Raw genomic sequence first — 13,644 nt, 5'->3', positions numbered from 1 at the left:
AACGTTACTCCTCTGGATCATTAAAGCCCATAAACCATGTAAATAAGAACCCGGCGATTACCGCTATCAGAAAGCCTAACAGATAGAACATCACTTTTCCGGCAACATTAACCTGAAATGCTAAAGGTCATAACAATCGCCACGTTCCAGTAACTGATTAGCATCGCCCAAGCATGCACCGATATCATGGCAAGCAATATTTACGTTACTATGGCGTCGCTCACATAATTGCCCCGACTGACTGGAGAGGAAATGAACTGCTTACTGCGTATTCGAAGCCGCTACCCAACCCTGGCACAAAGCGACCGTAGACTGGCTGACTTTTTGCTGGAGAAGCCCGACTACGCACGTCATTTAAGTTCACAGCAGCTCGCCGCCGAAGCGGGTGTGAGCCAGTCCAGCGTGGTGAAGTTTTCCCAAAAGTTGGGTTTCAAAGGCTTTCCAGCCCTCAAACTGGCGATCAGTGAAGCGCTCGCCAGCAATCAGGAACGACAATCCGTCCCAGTTCATAATCTGATTTTGGGTGATGACCCGCTGCGCTTAGTGGGTGAAAAGCTCATTAAGGATAATTTGGCGGCGATGCATGCCACACTTGATGTCAACAGCGAAGAAAAGCTGCTGGCGAGCGTGGACATGTTGCTAAATGCACGACGCGTGCTGCTGGTAGGAATTGGCGCGTCCGGCCTGGTCGCTAAGAATTTTGCCTGGAAGCTGATGAAAATTGGCATTAATGCCGTGGCGGAGCAAGACATGCACGCATTACTGGCAACGGCGCAAGCCTCAAATAGTGACGATGTGCTGTTGGCGATTTCCTATTCTGGTGAACGGCGTGAGATAAATCTCGCCGCTGACGAAACTTTGCGCACAGGGGCAAAAATCCTCGCCATTACCGGCTTTACCCCCAACGCATTACAACAACGTGCAACTCTGTGCTTGTATACCATCGCCGAAGAACAAGCGACGCGTAGCGCGGCAATTTCATCGACCAGTGCGCAGATGATGCTGACCGATTTGCTATTTATGGCGTTAGTACAACGGGATCTAGAGCGTGCACCGAAGCGTATCCGCCACAGTGAAGCCCTGGTAAAAAAACTGGTTTGATCAGAGATTGGGCGTATAATGCCCGCCCTGTTTCTGTTGTTTCTGAGATCTTCCCATGGCGCTGCTCATCACTAAAAAATGTATTAACTGCGATATGTGCGAGCCGGAGTGCCCGAACGAAGCCATTTCCATGGGGGACAGTATTTATGAGATCAACGCCGATCGTTGCACCGAGTGCGTCGGACATTACGAAACGCCTACCTGCCAGAAAGTTTGCCCGATCCCAAACACCATCATCAGCGATCCAGCGCGCATCGAAAACGAAGAGCAACTGTGGGATAAGTTTGTCCAGTTGCACCACGCCGATAAGCTCTAGCTTTCTATAATCACCGTCGCACAGGCATAGTGCCGTTCATCAGCAAGCGTGACGTGCACCGAACGCACGCCCATTCTTTGCGCGACTCGCTCGGCCTCTTCCCAAAAGCGTAGCTGCGGTTTACCCAACGGGTCGTTAAACACTTCGAACTGATTAAACGCAAGACCGTTACGTATCCCGGTACCAAAGGCTTTGGCCGCCGCTTCTTTTACTGCAAAACGTTTAGCAAGAAAGCGCACCGGTTGCTGGTGTGCCTGGTATTGCAGCCATTCGTTGGCACTGAGTACACGCTTCGCCAGTCGGTCACCCGATCGCGAGATAACGCTTTCAATACGCGCTATCTCAACGATATCAGTGCCAAGGCCGAGAATGGCCATTAGCTACGCGCTTCCTGCATCAGACGTTTCATTTCTGCCACAGCTTCTTTCAAACCGCTCATTACCGCACGGCCAATAATGGCATGACCGATATTCAATTCATGCATTTCAGGCAGACGGGCAATAGCTTGAACATTGTGATAAGTCAGACCGTGTCCGGCATTCACTTTCAGGCCTTTTCCTGCGGCATAGGTTGCGGCTTCAGCGATTCGAGCCAGCTCTTTCGCCTGAGTCACTTCGTCTTTTGCATCCGCGTAGCAGCCGGTATGAATTTCGATATACGGTGCGCCAACGGCTACAGCGGCATCAATTTGTGCGTGGTCGGCATCAATAAACAGGGAAACCAAAATATTGGCATCCGCCAAACGCTTGCAGGCATCACGCATTTTATCAAGCTGCCCCGCGACATCCAGCCCACCTTCCGTCGTCACTTCCTGACGCTTTTCAGGCACCAGGCAACAAAAATGAGGTTTGGTTTCACAAGCAATGCCAATCATCTCTTCAGTGACAGCCATTTCCAGATTCATACGCGTATCGAGGGTCTGGCGCAGAATGCGGACATCGCGGTCGGTGATGTGGCGACGATCTTCTCGCAGGTGAACCGTAATACCGTCAGCGCCTGCTTGCTCGCAGATAAATGCCGCCTGCACCGGGTCTGGATATGCCGTGCCGCGTGCATTACGCAAAGTTGCGATGTGATCAATGTTTACGCCTAACAGTAATTCAGCCATGACAATCCTCGAGTTCAGAATAGGTTTGAGTTTCGGCAGTTTACACCCGGTAAGGAAAGCATGGCTACGACCAGGCGTTATTGTGGGTCTTGAGGTGATTTAAGTGGTGGTTTTTTGGGCGCAAACTGACGGAATAACTCGCGGCTTTTGAGGGGTTTGCCACCCAGATAGGGTTTCAATGCCATACGAGTAAAGCGTTTCGCAGCCCGTAAGGTTGCGATATCAGGAAATTCACGGTTCGCGAGAGCTTTTAATTCATGCCCGGTGAAGCTGCGGTTATCCACCACCAGGCTTGCGATAAACCCTTTTTCTTCACGATAGCGGTAAGTCATGGTGTCGCTGACTTCTTCCCCGCTGCCTGCACAGTGTAAGAAATCCACGCCATAACCCAGGTGCCCCAGCAGCGCCAGTTCAAAACGGCGCAAAGCCGGTTCCGGTGAACCGCTGGTTCCCGCTAATGCCTGGATACAGTGAAGGTAGTCGAAAAATAATTCAGAGAAGCGCGTTTCATCTTCCAGCACGCGTGAAACCAGTTCATTCACGTACAGGCCGCTGTAGAGCGTGATACCGCTAAGAGGGAGTGCCAGTGAGACAGCTTCGGCGCTTCGCAGTGTTTTGACTTCACCACGACCGCCCCAGCGAACCAGCAAGGGGGTAAAGGGTTGTAGCGTCCCTTTAAGGTTAGAGCGGCGAGAACGAGCGCCTTTCGCGATGAGGCGAACACGCCCGGACTCTTCAGAAAAGAGGTCAAGTAGAAGGCTGGTTTCGCTCCAGGGGCGACTATGCAGGACAAAAGCCCGTTGCCAGCCTTCCATTTTCTTATTTCAAATCGTCGGTGTAACCCAGGCTACGCAGCGCGCGCTCGTCATCTGCCCATCCGGATTTAACCTTAACCCACAGTTCAAGGTGGATTTTGGCTTCAAACATCTCTTCCATGTCTTTACGTGCTTCGATACCGATGGTTTTGATCTTGGCGCCTTTGTTGCCAATCACCATCTTCTTCTGGCCTTCGCGTTCAACCAAAATCAGGCCGTTAATGTCATAACCACCACGGGCGTTAGACACGAACTGCTCGATTTCAACGGTCACAGAATACGGCAGTTCAGCACCGAGGAAACGCATCAGTTTTTCACGGATGATTTCAGATGCCATGAAACGTTGTGAGCGGTCAGTGATGTAATCTTCCGGGAAGTGATGAGTCGCTTCCGGCAGACGTTTACGCACGATGCTGGCGATAGTATCCACGTTCATACCGTTTTCAGCAGAGATCGGTACGATATCGAGGAAGTTCATCTGGCTGCCAAGGAACTGAAGATGTGGCAGCAAAACGCCTTTATCCTGGACGTTATCAACTTTGTTGACCGCCAGAATAACCGGCGCACGAGCGTCACGCAGCTTGTTGAGCACCATCTCATCATCTGCGGTCCACTTAGTGCCTTCAACCACGAAGATAACCAGCTCAACGTCACCGATGGAGCTGCTGGCCGCTTTGTTCATCAAGCGGTTGATAGCACGCTTTTCTTCCATATGCAGCCCTGGGGTATCGACGTAAATCGCCTGATACGGGCCTTCAGTATGGATACCCATAATGCGGTGACGAGTGGTCTGCGCTTTACGAGAAGTGATAGAGATTTTTTGCCCAAGCAACTGGTTTAGCAGCGTGGATTTGCCGACATTCGGGCGACCAACGATGGCCACGAATCCGCAAAAGGTTTGTTCTTCGCTCATTATTCCAGCTCCAGCTTGATAAGCGCCTGCTCAGCTGCAGCCTGTTCCGCTTTACGGCGGCTTGAACCGGTACCAATCACCGGCTCAGGCAGGCCACTCACCTGACAGTGAATGGTAAATTCCTGATCGTGCGCTTCACCACGAACCTGCACAACCAAATAAGATGGCAGCGGTAAGTGGCGACCCTGCAAATACTCTTGCAGACGCGTCTTAGGGTCTTTTTGCTTATCGCCTGGGCTAATTTCATCCAGACGAGATTGATACCAGGAAAGAATTAAACGCTCAACATTCTGGATATCGCTGTCGAGGAACACACCACCAATTAAGGCTTCGACGGTATCGGCCAGAATAGATTCGCGACGGAAACCGCCGCTTTTCAATTCGCCCGGCCCAAGGCGCAGACATTCGCCTAATTCAAATTCGCGGGCAATTTCTGCCAACGTATTTCCGCGTACCAGCGTCGCACGCATACGGCTCATATCGCCTTCATCTACTCGAGGAAAACGATGGTATAGCGCGTTTGCAATAACGTAGCTAAGAATGGAGTCGCCTAAAAACTCAAGACGCTCATTATGTTTGCTGCTGGCACTGCGGTGCGTTAATGCCTGTTGCAACAGATCCTGATGTACAAAAGTGTAGCCCAGCTTACGCTGCAGCCTATTAATTACGATGGGGTTCATGCGATACCAATTAATGAATGCGTCAATTATTCAGCACACGGAACAGACCTGAAAAAAAGAACCAACGCTGTTTCGTTTGCCGTGGCTCCCTTTCGGGAGCCAACCTAATACGGGGGGATATTCTATACGCAACGACAAGGTATGTCGTCACTTGAATGGATTTAATTGATCAATGAATTCCGCCAATACGACTTAAACGAACACCCGTTGGCCATTCACCCTCTTGTTTATCAAAACTCATCCAGATTGCAGTCGCTTTACCCACCAGATTCGCCTCAGGAACAAAGCCCCAGTAACGGCTATCAGCGCTGTTATCGCGGTTATCACCCATCATGAAGTAATGACCCGGCGGTACAATCCACGTCGCCAGTTGTTGTCCAGGTTGCTGGTAGTACATACCCAGTTGGTCCTGTGCAATTGGCACGGTCAGAATGCGGTGAGACACATCTCCCAGTGTTTCTTTGCGCTCAGACAGGCGGATACCGTCTTCTTTGGTCTGGTTCAACGGCAACTGGAAGAAACCAGAGTTTGCTTCACCACCGTTACGACGCGCAAAGGTCTGCACAAAATCACTTGGCTCCACATGGCTATAAGTGATTGGCAGTGCGTTATCACACGCCTGACCTGAACTACAATTTGGCTGAACAGTCACTTCTTTAGCGACAGGATCGTAGCTGACACGATCACCCGGCAAACCGACTGCACGCTTGATGTAATCAAGACGCGGATCTTGTGGATATTTGAACACCACAATATCGCCACGTTTAGGATGACCCGTTTCAATTAGCGTTTTCTGGTAAATCGGATCTTTAATACCGTATGCAAATTTCTCCACCAGAATAAAATCACCAATTAATAATGTTGGCATCATTGATCCTGATGGAATTTGGAACGGTTCGTAAATAAAAGAACGAACGATCAAGACAATAGCGAGCACAGGGAATACGGATGCCCCCGTTTCTAACCAGCCTGGTTTCGGTGCAACTTTTTTTAGCGTTTTGCTATCAAGTGCATCGCCAGTGGCAGCTTGCGCTGCCGCCTGTTTTTCCCGACGCTTTGGCGCAAAGATAAATTTATCAATACACCATAGAAAACCGGTTACCAGCGTCGCTATCACGAGGATTAGCGCAAACATATTCGCCATGCCAACTCCTTAATTTATTTGCTGTCTTTGCCGACATGCAGAATGGCGAGGAAGGCTTCCTGAGGCAGTTCGACGTTGCCGACTTGCTTCATACGCTTCTTACCGTCTTTCTGTTTCTGCAACAGCTTTTTCTTACGGCTTACGTCACCGCCGTAGCATTTTGCCAGGACGTTTTTACGTAACTGTTTAACAGTTGAGCGCGCAATGATATGTGCGCCGATCGCCGCCTGAATGGCAATGTCGAACTGTTGGCGAGGGATGAGTTCTTGCATCTTCTCGACCAACTGACGTCCACGGAACTGCGAGTTACCACGGTGAGTAATCAACGCCAGGGCATCAACGCGATCGCCGTTAATCAGTACATCAACACGTACCATGTCTGAAGTCTGGAAGCGCTTGAAGTTGTAGTCCAGTGAAGCATAGCCACGGGACGTTGATTTCAGACGGTCGAAGAAGTCGAGTACCACTTCAGCCATTGGGATTTCATAGGTCAGCGCAACCTGGTTACCGTGGTAAACCATGTTGGTCTGCACGCCACGCTTCTCGATACACAGGGTGATAACGCTACCCAGATATTCCTGAGGCATCAGCATGTGACACTCAGCAATCGGCTCACGCAGTTCAGCAATGTTATTCAATGCTGGCAGCTTGGACGGGCTATCTACGTAAATCGTCTCGCCACTGGTGGTTTCGACTTCGTAAACTACGGTAGGTGCTGTGGTAATCAGATCAAGATCGTATTCACGTTCCAGACGTTCCTGAATGATTTCCATGTGCAGCAGACCCAGGAAGCCGCAGCGGAAGCCAAAGCCTAACGCGGTAGAGCTTTCTGGTTCAAAGAATAAAGACGCATCATTCAGGCTCAGTTTGCCCAACGCATCACGGAAGTTTTCGTAATCGTCAGAGCTTACCGGGAACAGACCCGCATAGACCTGCGGTTTCACCTTTTTAAAACCTGGCAGCGCTTTTTCTGCCGGATTACGTGAAAGAGTCAAGGTATCGCCCACCGGTGCACCGAGGATGTCTTTGATTGCACAGACCAACCAGCCTACTTCGCCGCAACCCAGCACATCACGATCAACACGTTTTGGCGTGAAGATACCCAGACGGTCAGCGTTATAAACCTGGCCGGTACTCATCACCTTGATCTTATCGCCTTTCTTCATGGTGCCGTTTTTAATACGCACCAAAGAGACAACACCAAGATAGTTATCGAACCAGGAGTCAATGATCAGTGCCTGCAGGGGCGCGTCCGGATCACCTTCAGGTCCAGGAATATCACGGACCAGACGTTCGAGAACATCCGTTACACCGAAGCCAGTTTTTGCCGAGCAACGCACAGCATCTGTTGCATCAATGCCAACGATATCTTCGATTTCCTGCGCAGCGCGTTCAGGGTCGGCTGCTGGGAGGTCAATTTTGTTCAGGACTGGAACCACTTCCAGATCCATTTCCATAGCGGTATAGCAGTTTGCCAGGGTCTGAGCTTCAACACCCTGACCAGCATCTACGACCAGCAAGGCACCTTCACAGGCAGCCAAAGAACGGGAAACTTCATAAGAGAAGTCAACGTGGCCTGGAGTGTCGATGAAATTCAGATGATAAGTTTCACCATCACTTGCTTTGTAATCCAGCGTTACGCTTTGCGCTTTAATGGTAATACCACGTTCACGCTCCAGATCCATGGAGTCAAGAACCTGGGCTTCCATTTCACGATCGGACAAGCCACCGCAAATTTGGATAATACGGTCAGACAGCGTCGATTTGCCGTGGTCGATGTGGGCAATAATAGAAAAGTTACGTATATTCTTCATAGTTAGAGGTTTTTATGCCTTACAAATCCGGGAAAGCTCGGCGCAATGCGCTGTACAGAGCGTGATGTCAATGGCTGTCTTTTGCCTGAAACGCCGCATTCTACACTACAACGAGAAAGCGAGGAAACAGGTCATCTTGCAAGCGTAGTTGAGAGATGAAAGACCTACGGAAAGTGTGTCTAAAAGATTGCGGGCAGCGGAGACGTCACTGGCTGTCCGCAGAAGTCGTCGTTTCGACTCTTAGAGCATTTGGCGGTAGCGCGACGCTGAGAATAACGGGTTGCCAGGTTTCACGGCGACTGAATTTCAATGAGAATTCGCGCGCGATAAGAAAACCGCCCACTCCGCCGATCAAAGCTCCACAAATCGCCGCAAGGTTGGTACCAAACAGCGCCTGGAACAGGGCTGAAACAACAAATAAACCAACCAGCGGGGACATGTAAACCAGTAACGCAGAACCTATCAGGCTACCTTCAGCAATACCCAACTCGACTTTTTGACCCGCCACCAGCGGTGTATCACAAGCAACCGATAAGGTGTGATTCGTTTGCGGACCGAGTTTGTTGAGAATACGGCTGCCACAGCCTGCGCGTGAAGCACAGCTACCGCATGACGCTTTTACGTCACAACTCAGCAATGCTTCACCCTTTTGCCAGGAGACGACTGTTGCCCACTCCTTAATCATTGTGCAGTCCTGAATTTGATGCTGTCAGCAATACGTTTTGCCGTTTGTGGCGGTAGCTCACCGACAATAGTGATTTCAGTTTTATCCCGAATTTCAGAACTCACCGTGCGACGTCCAGTGCGCAGTATCTGATCGGTACTATTGCTGGCAGCACGGCTAATGTTGACCGAGAAGCTGAACAAACCGTCAGAGTAAAGGCGTGATTCAATGGGAACATCTACGGTCGGCAATGGACGGCGGCTGCTGGAGACTTCACTAAAACCTTGCGGCAACCAAGTTGGCGCCCAGGTAAAATTGATTTTCTCAGCACCAGGCACTGACAATAACGGCGGTAAATTCGCCTTCGCCAGACTTTGCATCATGCCATTAGCTTCTTTGCTGACGTTGAAAGAGATAACGCGGAATTGCTCCAGCGTCTCACCATCACGGTCCAGCAAATCAACACGCAGCGGTAATTTCGTTTCCGAGTCCATCCACACCATATAGCTGTATCGCGTACCGTCTCGGGCCACGACACGAATGACTTCGCACAGACGATCGGCAATGCGCGTTCGTCCGACAGAAATGAAGTCGTAATAAGGTGTCAAACGTTTGAAGTCGGTGTAGACGATTGATGGAAGCGAATCAACGATGTAGTCCCCGGTGAGCGTAAATGGCTCAAGTCCAGGTTCAAAATAACTGATTTCACTGCCACGCTGGACAACTTCTCGGCGTGGGCCATCCATCTGAAGCAATTGCGCAAGTGGACGATTATCAAGCCTTGCATGGCGATAGCGTAAGGACTCTATCCCTTGCTTATTAATGCTGATAAATGCCAACTCATAATTGAGTGACTGACTCGCCTGGTTCATCTGCTGCAACAATGCCCCGGACGAAACAGTGTCCGCCGAGGCATTTGAGCTGAACAACAGGCTGCTTGTCATAAGAGACAGTGCATACCAAAGTTGCTTCATTACTGCGATTGAGTTCCTAACGTTTGGTTACCTGGCACTTGTACAGCAGCTTGCTGGGTTTGTGCCTGTTCAAACTGGAGTTGCTCGGCGTGTAAACGACGCTGCAATTCATAATCTTGCAGCATAGCATTGATACGTCGACGTTGTTCCTGTACCTGCTGCTGACCAGTGCTTGCGGTACTGTCAGAAGGAACACCCAAGCTTACCGGGCTCGCTTTACCCATCATAGGTAAAGTATTGAACACAGGTGCTTCAGGCTGAGCAGGATTGTCAGATTGGCCATTATAGTGCTGCACGCCAACGATTACCGCAAGCGATACGCATGCTGCAACACCCACTTGAGTCAATTGGCTGGCCCAAGGACGTACCTTTTTCCAGAACGACATTTTTTGCCATTGTTCAGGTTCAGGCTGTTGTTCTGTAATAAGTGGCGTGACATGACGCACTGGTTCATTTTCGATCGCCGCCATGACATTGGCTGCAATATCAAAATGAAGCAATTCACTGGTATCGCCGCGCATAGTGTCGCGGATTAGGTGGTAGCTCTCCCAGCGTTGCTGCAATGATTTGTCTTGTGATAAGACGCTTAGCAGCTCGCTATCCAGAGTTTCCCCATCCATTAAAGCGGAAAGCTGTTCTTTCTGCATGCCTAATTACCCTTCCAGTAACCCGCTATCGTCAACGCCTGATAAGCGGTTGAACTTTATTATCAATAGCTTCCCGCGCACGGAAAATACGAGAACGGACAGTCCCTACCGGGCAATCCATGATGGCGGCTATTTCTTCATAGCTCAAACCATCCAACTCCCGCAGCGTAATTGCCATGCGTAAATCTTCCGGGAGTGACTCAATAGTACGGAAAACTATTTGTCTCAGTTCTTCAGACAACATTAAGTTCTCAGGGTTCGAAATTTCTTTCAATGCACTGCCACTTTCGTAGTTTTCCGCATCAATTGCGTCCACATCGCTTGATGGAGGACGACGACCCTGAGCAACCAGATAATTTTTTGCCGTGTTGACCGCTATGCGGTACAACCATGTATAAAACGCACTATCGCCACGGAATGAATCCAATGCGCGATAAGCTTTGATGAATGATTCCTGTACCACGTCAGGAACATCTCCTGAAGGTACATAGCGGGAAACCAGGCTCGCCACTTTATGCTGATAGCGAACCACCAGTAAATTAAATGACTTCTGATCTCCCTTCTGGACCCGTTCGACGAGGACCTGATCCGTTAACTGCTCGCTCATCCGAGGTAATATCTCCCCAAACCTATTTCCACGCGTAATTGAAAAGCCATCCGAACTCTGCATAAATGAGCAAGTTCACGGTTGGAGCGCTCGATTTGAGCAAAGTTCCATTACGCCATTGTTTTCCTGATCTGTTCCACGAATTATCTCTTCTTGATTATAAGTTTCATGGCACAAACGGTGACACCTTTTTTGTCCTAAAAGGCGATCGCTATATTCATGCAGAGTATCGCATGAATCATGATTTTTCATTAGAAAATCTGCCACTAACGGTGAGCTGGCACGAAAAAGTGCTTATTAACGCTATTATTCGGATGAAACTGAGTAAAACCCTCCTCATGTTTAGTTGATATAACTCAGGTTTAAAAAAAGCGTGTTACAGCCCACATCGGGTGATATGCTGGCCCAACCTTTGTTTAGTAAATTAAACACGATGAACGCAAATTCCGAACTCGCTTGTGATGTATTAATCGTCGGTAGCGGAGCTGCTGGCCTCTCTCTGGCTTTACGGCTTGCCGAAAACAGCAAAGTTATTGTTCTGAGTAAAGGGCCAATAAATGAAGGCTCGACTTTCTATGCTCAGGGTGGCATTGCCGCGGTGTTTGATGAAACGGATAGCATCGATTCACATGTCGAAGATACGCTGATTGCAGGCGCCGGAATTTGCGATCGAGAAGCGGTAGAGTTTGTCGCCAGTAACGCACGCCATTGTGTGCAGTGGTTAATTGATCAGGGTGTGTTGTTTGATACTGAGATCCAGGAAAATGGCGCCGAAAGCTACCATTTAACTCGTGAAGGTGGGCATAGCCATCGCCGCATTCTCCATGCTGCAGACGCCACGGGTAAAGAGGTTGAGACTACGCTGGTCGGCAAAGCATTGAGCCATCCAAACATTCGTGTCATCGAGCGTAGCAACGCAGTCGATCTTATTGTTTCGGATAAAATAGGTCTACCCGGCACGCGACGTGTTGTGGGGGCCTGGATCTGGAACCGTAACCGAGAGAAAGTGGAAACCTGTCGTGCAAAAGCCGTGGTGTTAGCCACGGGTGGCGCATCTAAGGTTTATCAATATACGACTAATCCAGATATTTCCTCAGGTGACGGTATAGCTATGGCATGGCGAGCAGGTTGCCGTGTTGCCAATCTGGAGTTTAATCAGTTCCATCCCACAGCCCTCTTCCATCCACAGGCACGTAATTTCCTGTTAACCGAAGCATTGCGTGGTGAAGGTGCTTACCTCAAGCGCCCGGATGGTAGCCGCTTTATGCCTGATTTTGATGAGCGCGGCGAACTGGCTCCGCGGGACATCGTTGCGCGTGCAATCGATCATGAGATGAAACGTCTGGGTGCCGATTGCATGTATCTGGATATCAGCCACAAGCCAGAAGAGTTTGTGCGCCACCATTTCCCAACCATTTACGAAAAACTTATGGGGCTGGGTATCGATCTGACTAAAGAACCCGTACCCGTGGTGCCCGCTGCCCACTATACCTGCGGCGGTGTGATGGTCGATGAAAATGGTCGTACTGACGTTGATGGCTTATATGCTATCGGAGAAGTCACTTATACCGGTCTGCATGGCGCAAACCGTATGGCATCGAATTCGTTATTAGAATGTCTGGTTTATGGCTGGTCCGCTGCGGAAGACATAATGAAGCGTATGCCATACGCTCGCATTTCCAGGTCGTTGCCTGACTGGGATGACAGTCGGGTCGACAACCCAGATGAGCAGGTGGTTATCCAGCATAACTGGCATGAACTTCGTCTGTTTATGTGGGATTACGTCGGGATTGTACGTTCCACGCGCCGCCTGGAAAGAGCATTGCGTAGAATTACCATGTTGCAGCAGGAAATCGACGAGTACTATTCCCACTTCCGTGTGTCGAACAATTTACTGGAACTGCGCAACCTGGTGCAGGTTGCAGAGCTAATTGTACGCTGCGCCATGATGCGTAAAGAAAGCCGGGGTTTACACTACACGCTGGACTACCCGGATTTGGCCGAAAACTCCGGGCCAAGCATTCTTTCGCCACTTTACATAAACAAATAGAAATCCTGTGTCAGGCCGCAGTAACCTTCGGAATATTGCTGGTCTGGCCCACGAATAATCAAACGATCGGTAAAATATTCCCCATCAGTCGGCGAAAGCGCCAACATCACTCGATGGGGCAACCGCGTTTCATTATCTGCAATATCTGTACGATAACGAACGAACCATCCTTGTGTCTTTGCCAGCTCTGTAAAAGCCGTTCCCGACGTTTCAGGCATAATCACACAGAAAAAACCATCTTCAGTAATCAATTGCGTGGCACTACTCAACAAAGCTTGGTGATCAAGCGTCGTGGTATATCGAGCCTGCGCACGTTCAGGGGATGCACAATCACTGCCCTGCGAAAAAAAGGGTGGATTGCTGACAATCAACGAATAGCGTTGTGTAGCTTGTTGCGCCCACTCACGAATATCAGCGCAATGAACATTGATGCGTGAAGCCCATTTGCATCCTGCGGCATTTTCTGCGGCCTGCTCAGCGGCAAGAGGATCAAGTTCTACGGCATCAACAGTGACATTATCAGGCGTACGTTGTGCCAGCATCAACGCCAGCAACCCGCTACCCGTGCCAATATCCAGTACATTTTTAACTTTAGCGACGGGAACCCAGGCTCCCAGCAATGTACCATCTGTACCGACTTTCATTGCGCAACGATCGTGCGCGACAAAGAACTGTTTAAAGGTGAATCCATCACGACGCAAAACTACTTTTTGACTGCACATCTTAGCTACCCTGTAGAGAAACTGGAGTAGCATAGGGGAAACTTGCTGCCAGGAAAAGCGTCAGTTACCCACACAAACAGATGAAGATC

The 13,644-nt window shown here is 49.8% G+C and carries 17 protein-coding genes and 1 pseudogene; 4 read left to right on the top strand and 14 right to left on the bottom strand.

The genetic code is table 11. The features are described from left to right. Nucleotides 1-4 precede the first annotated feature (4 nt). A pseudogene (locus OH773_RS05170) lies at nucleotides 5-161 on the bottom strand (PTS transporter subunit EIIC); the annotation flags it as partial. Nucleotides 162-252: 91 nt separating this feature from the next. Between OH773_RS05170 and OH773_RS05165 the strand changes: the two are divergent. Together OH773_RS05165 and OH773_RS05160 are read left to right on the top strand one after the other, a co-directional pair. Beyond that, entirely contained in the window at nucleotides 253-1,101 is an 849-nt protein-coding gene (locus OH773_RS05165; RefSeq protein WP_270143631.1) for a MurR/RpiR family transcriptional regulator, read from the top strand. Between the two features lie 55 nt (nucleotides 1,102-1,156). Continuing rightward, nucleotides 1,157-1,417, top strand: a complete 261-nt coding sequence (locus OH773_RS05160; protein WP_270143629.1) for a YfhL family 4Fe-4S dicluster ferredoxin — start codon at nucleotides 1,157-1,159, stop codon at nucleotides 1,415-1,417. On the opposite strand, the gene acpS is transcribed toward OH773_RS05160, so the two are convergent. From acpS to OH773_RS22405, 12 genes are all read right to left on the bottom strand, one after another. Further along, nucleotides 1,414-1,794: a holo-ACP synthase gene (acpS, locus tag OH773_RS05155; RefSeq protein ID WP_270143627.1), complete on the bottom strand. Its 381-nt coding sequence runs from the start codon at nucleotides 1,792-1,794 to the stop codon at nucleotides 1,414-1,416. The two genes, OH773_RS05160 and acpS, sit on opposite strands and share 4 nt — an antisense overlap. Further along, complete coding sequence (gene pdxJ / locus OH773_RS05150) at nucleotides 1,794-2,525, bottom strand: pyridoxine 5'-phosphate synthase (RefSeq protein ID WP_270143625.1); 732 nt, start codon at nucleotides 2,523-2,525, stop codon at nucleotides 1,794-1,796. The genes acpS and pdxJ overlap by 1 nt, the downstream gene beginning before the upstream one ends. 77 nt (nucleotides 2,526-2,602) lie before the next feature. Beyond that, nucleotides 2,603-3,340, bottom strand: a complete 738-nt coding sequence (recO, locus tag OH773_RS05145; protein ID WP_270143623.1) for a DNA repair protein RecO — start codon at nucleotides 3,338-3,340, stop codon at nucleotides 2,603-2,605. A gap of 4 nt (nucleotides 3,341-3,344) precedes the next feature. After that, a complete protein-coding gene (gene era / locus OH773_RS05140) occupies nucleotides 3,345-4,253 on the bottom strand; it encodes a GTPase Era (RefSeq protein ID WP_183270229.1) in 909 nt (302 codons plus the stop codon). Then, nucleotides 4,253-4,933 carry a ribonuclease III gene (gene rnc, locus OH773_RS05135; protein ID WP_034459305.1) on the bottom strand — a complete coding sequence of 227 codons (681 nt, stop codon included), beginning with the start codon at nucleotides 4,931-4,933 and terminating at the stop codon, nucleotides 4,253-4,255. The genes era and rnc overlap by 1 nt, the downstream gene beginning before the upstream one ends. A gap of 169 nt (nucleotides 4,934-5,102) precedes the next feature. Beyond that, entirely contained in the window at nucleotides 5,103-6,077 is a 975-nt protein-coding gene (gene lepB, locus OH773_RS05130) for a signal peptidase I (protein WP_270143620.1), read from the bottom strand. 14 nt (nucleotides 6,078-6,091) lie between these two features. Then, complete coding sequence (gene lepA / locus OH773_RS05125; RefSeq protein WP_183270231.1) at nucleotides 6,092-7,891, bottom strand: translation elongation factor 4; 1,800 nt, start codon at nucleotides 7,889-7,891, stop codon at nucleotides 6,092-6,094. 205 nt (nucleotides 7,892-8,096) lie between these two features. Continuing rightward, nucleotides 8,097-8,576 carry a SoxR-reducing system protein RseC gene (gene rseC / locus OH773_RS05120; protein WP_270143617.1) on the bottom strand — a complete coding sequence of 160 codons (480 nt, stop codon included), beginning with the start codon at nucleotides 8,574-8,576 and terminating at the stop codon, nucleotides 8,097-8,099. After that, a complete protein-coding gene (gene rseB, locus OH773_RS05115) occupies nucleotides 8,573-9,529 on the bottom strand; it encodes a sigma-E factor regulatory protein RseB (RefSeq protein WP_183270233.1) in 957 nt (318 codons plus the stop codon). The genes rseC and rseB overlap by 4 nt, the downstream gene beginning before the upstream one ends. Then, nucleotides 9,529-10,176 (bottom strand): anti-sigma-E factor RseA, encoded by a 648-nt coding sequence (gene rseA, locus OH773_RS05110; RefSeq protein ID WP_270143614.1) that lies wholly within the window; start codon nucleotides 10,174-10,176, stop codon nucleotides 9,529-9,531. Before rseA ends, rseB begins: the two co-directional genes overlap by 1 nt. Nucleotides 10,177-10,207: 31 nt before the next feature. Further along, the gene (gene rpoE, locus OH773_RS05105; protein WP_016537822.1) at nucleotides 10,208-10,783 is read right to left on the bottom strand and encodes an RNA polymerase sigma factor RpoE; all 576 of its coding nucleotides are present in this window, start codon (nucleotides 10,781-10,783) and stop codon (nucleotides 10,208-10,210) included. 22 nt (nucleotides 10,784-10,805) lie between these two features. Beyond that, nucleotides 10,806-10,862 carry a hypothetical protein gene (locus OH773_RS22405; RefSeq protein ID WP_370090880.1) on the bottom strand — a complete coding sequence of 19 codons (57 nt, stop codon included), beginning with the start codon at nucleotides 10,860-10,862 and terminating at the stop codon, nucleotides 10,806-10,808. On the opposite strand from OH773_RS22405, the gene OH773_RS05100 reads away from it, so the two are divergent. Beyond that, nucleotides 10,849-11,133: a hypothetical protein gene (locus OH773_RS05100; RefSeq protein WP_270143610.1), complete on the top strand. Its 285-nt coding sequence runs from the start codon at nucleotides 10,849-10,851 to the stop codon at nucleotides 11,131-11,133. The genes OH773_RS22405 and OH773_RS05100 overlap by 14 nt on opposite strands. A gap of 83 nt (nucleotides 11,134-11,216) precedes the next feature. Next, a complete protein-coding gene (gene nadB, locus OH773_RS05095; RefSeq protein WP_270143607.1) occupies nucleotides 11,217-12,833 on the top strand; it encodes an L-aspartate oxidase in 1,617 nt (538 codons plus the stop codon). On the opposite strand, the gene trmN is transcribed toward nadB, so the two are convergent. Beyond that, nucleotides 12,818-13,555, bottom strand: coding sequence for a tRNA(1)(Val) (adenine(37)-N(6))-methyltransferase TrmN (gene trmN, locus OH773_RS05090; protein ID WP_270143605.1), 738 nt, complete (start codon nucleotides 13,553-13,555; stop codon nucleotides 12,818-12,820). The genes nadB and trmN overlap by 16 nt on opposite strands. Nucleotides 13,556-13,644: the final 89 nt, after the last annotated feature.

The sequence above is a fragment of the Buttiauxella sp. WJP83 genome (assembly GCF_027594725.1).
In the GTDB taxonomy this organism is placed as follows: domain Bacteria; phylum Pseudomonadota; class Gammaproteobacteria; order Enterobacterales; family Enterobacteriaceae; genus Buttiauxella; species Buttiauxella selenatireducens.
The sequence above is the reverse complement of the archived record's forward strand: the minus strand, read 5'-3'. Positions and strand labels throughout refer to the sequence as shown.

What these genes read in the sequence shown, in the direction of transcription:
- OH773_RS05165 (WP_270143631.1), top strand. Translation starts at nt 253, where the DNA reads ATGAACTGCTTACTGCGTATTCGAAGCCGCTACCCAACCCTGGCACAA.
- OH773_RS05160 (WP_270143629.1), top strand. Translation starts at nt 1,157, where the DNA reads ATGGCGCTGCTCATCACTAAAAAATGTATTAACTGCGATATGTGCGAG.
- acpS (WP_270143627.1), bottom strand. Translation starts at nt 1,794, where the DNA reads ATGGCCATTCTCGGCCTTGGCACTGATATCGTTGAGATAGCGCGTATT.
- pdxJ (WP_270143625.1), bottom strand. Translation starts at nt 2,525, where the DNA reads ATGGCTGAATTACTGTTAGGCGTAAACATTGATCACATCGCAACTTTG.
- recO (WP_270143623.1), bottom strand. Translation starts at nt 3,340, where the DNA reads ATGGAAGGCTGGCAACGGGCTTTTGTCCTGCATAGTCGCCCCTGGAGC.
- era (WP_183270229.1), bottom strand. Translation starts at nt 4,253, where the DNA reads ATGAGCGAAGAACAAACCTTTTGCGGATTCGTGGCCATCGTTGGTCGC.
- rnc (WP_034459305.1), bottom strand. Translation starts at nt 4,933, where the DNA reads ATGAACCCCATCGTAATTAATAGGCTGCAGCGTAAGCTGGGCTACACT.
- lepB (WP_270143620.1), bottom strand. Translation starts at nt 6,077, where the DNA reads ATGGCGAATATGTTTGCGCTAATCCTCGTGATAGCGACGCTGGTAACC.
- lepA (WP_183270231.1), bottom strand. Translation starts at nt 7,891, where the DNA reads ATGAAGAATATACGTAACTTTTCTATTATTGCCCACATCGACCACGGC.
- rseC (WP_270143617.1), bottom strand. Translation starts at nt 8,576, where the DNA reads ATGATTAAGGAGTGGGCAACAGTCGTCTCCTGGCAAAAGGGTGAAGCA.
- rseB (WP_183270233.1), bottom strand. Translation starts at nt 9,529, where the DNA reads ATGAAGCAACTTTGGTATGCACTGTCTCTTATGACAAGCAGCCTGTTG.
- rseA (WP_270143614.1), bottom strand. Translation starts at nt 10,176, where the DNA reads ATGCAGAAAGAACAGCTTTCCGCTTTAATGGATGGGGAAACTCTGGAT.
- rpoE (WP_016537822.1), bottom strand. Translation starts at nt 10,783, where the DNA reads ATGAGCGAGCAGTTAACGGATCAGGTCCTCGTCGAACGGGTCCAGAAG.
- OH773_RS05100 (WP_270143610.1), top strand. Translation starts at nt 10,849, where the DNA reads ATGAGCAAGTTCACGGTTGGAGCGCTCGATTTGAGCAAAGTTCCATTA.
- nadB (WP_270143607.1), top strand. Translation starts at nt 11,217, where the DNA reads ATGAACGCAAATTCCGAACTCGCTTGTGATGTATTAATCGTCGGTAGC.
- trmN (WP_270143605.1), bottom strand. Translation starts at nt 13,555, where the DNA reads ATGTGCAGTCAAAAAGTAGTTTTGCGTCGTGATGGATTCACCTTTAAA.